2 protein-coding genes and 1 pseudogene are annotated in these 1,625 nt (G+C 38.5%); all 3 read right to left on the bottom strand.

What is annotated here, in order from left to right; genetic code table 11:
- On the bottom strand, positions 1-302 hold a 302-nt coding region (locus ACFIL3_RS10080; protein ID WP_375682217.1), incomplete at its 3' end, for a hypothetical protein.
- Between the two features lie 200 nt (positions 303-502).
- Entirely contained in the window at positions 503-946 is a 444-nt protein-coding gene (locus ACFIL3_RS10075) for a hypothetical protein (protein WP_375613776.1), read from the bottom strand.
- Positions 906-1,625 (bottom strand): annotated as a pseudogene (locus ACFIL3_RS10070) (hypothetical protein); the annotation flags it as partial. The pseudogene ACFIL3_RS10070 and the gene ACFIL3_RS10075, both read right to left, overlap by 41 nt.

Raw genomic sequence — 1,625 nt, 5'->3', positions numbered from 1 at the left:
GTTTTTGATAATTTTTTGATCTCTTTATTGATCTCATCTATGAGAGGTTCGTAATTGAGAACGCTTTTCGGAATACCACCCCCATATATCCAAGCTTTCACTTGCGCCTTGGTACTGTAATCAACTTTCTCAGGTATCTCATGGTACTGACCACCATCAAATTCTTCGTATTCTCTTGATCCATCTTCGTATTCATAGAGATTGTAAAAATACTCAGCTACCCCTAATCCCCATGGTGCATATCCAACCGCTGTTGCAACGAACTTTTTTTGCATAGGCTGTTTACGTTTTTTTAAAAACATTTGGTTTAATATCCCCTATCTAAATCCATAACTTTACCAATGGGTTTATTTGCCTCAAAATGGACCGTACAGAAGCGTTTTTAATTTCAATGTGGTTTTTATCACAAAATCTTTAAATCGCTCTGTACGGTGCCTTTCTGTCAATTTAAACGCATATCTATTCTCAAAATCATCAGCAAACTTCACTACTTTGCTGTTTATCATTCAATGCCCTTTAAAACTTCTTCAAGTTCTTTTTGAAGCTTTTCTATGCGTTCTGATGGCATCGGTGCCTTTTTATTTGTTTCCTTTTCAGGCTTTTCAAGGCTCCTAAGAATGTGCTTTGCATGAAAGCGAATATTGCCTTCAAGCGTCTTACAATAACGATAAAAATCTGCTGTTGAGGGCATAAAGGTCGAATTTAAGCCCTCGGCTTTGCCTTTCAAAGCGTTCTTTGTTGCCGTTTGCAATACCCAGCTGCTTATGCCTTCAAGAGCGTAAAGATACGCAAGCGCTGTCGCTTTCTCATCTGATCCCATGGGGCTCTTAAGTCCATTTGAAAGGACAAGATACGTTGTTTGAATTTCTTCTTCAGTCGCTTTCTTTTCAAGCTTTTGCAACGCATCATGAACTAATGAAGTAATTCTCTCCGCTTCTGCAATCAATGGTTTTTGCCCTGTCTTCCAATGGAACGGTGGTTCGGTTGTCATCCTCGAATAGAAATTTGTACACACTATCTGAATTTTTGATATTGGACATGTGCTGTGCAACGCGATAACTCCATCCACGCTGCTGTACTGTTGTTTCAGTGCTTGACTTTCCATAGTTTTTTCCTTTCTGTAAATCTTCAATTGCCTTGCGTACCCAGTTGCGCCATGTTGCTTGCCAATCCGTTTTGCATGCGTCCTTACCTGCCTTGGCATTCCAATAATCTCTAAATTTTGCGATTTCGACTTTCACACGCTCTGAAGGCAAGCCTTCGTTGATTGCAAAATCGTAATCGGGTTCAAAATCCGCAGGCAATCGACAACCTCTATCGGCTTTAACCCGCTTGGCTTTTTTAGGAACGTTTTCTTGCTCGTGAATGGGAGGTTGATTGTCTGATGATGTTGCGATTTGATTTGGTTCGCTTTCAATCGCATCAACCTCGATTGGCTCTTCAATCAAATCCGTTGTTTCTAAATCTTCAAATTCAGTTTCTTTTTTTGATAAAACGATAGTTTTATTTTTTTTATATATATTATTCTTATTCTGGTTCTTTATAGCTAGATTTTGCTTATCTTTTGCTTCAGCAAAAAAATCATTTTGCTTATCTTTTGCTTCAGCAAAAAAATCATTTTGCTT

Source organism: Bartonella sp. CE47NXGY, assembly GCF_042195415.1.
In the GTDB taxonomy this organism is placed as follows: Bacteria; Pseudomonadota; Alphaproteobacteria; order Rhizobiales; family Rhizobiaceae; genus Bartonella.
This window is presented reverse-complemented; position numbering and strand designations above follow the sequence as displayed.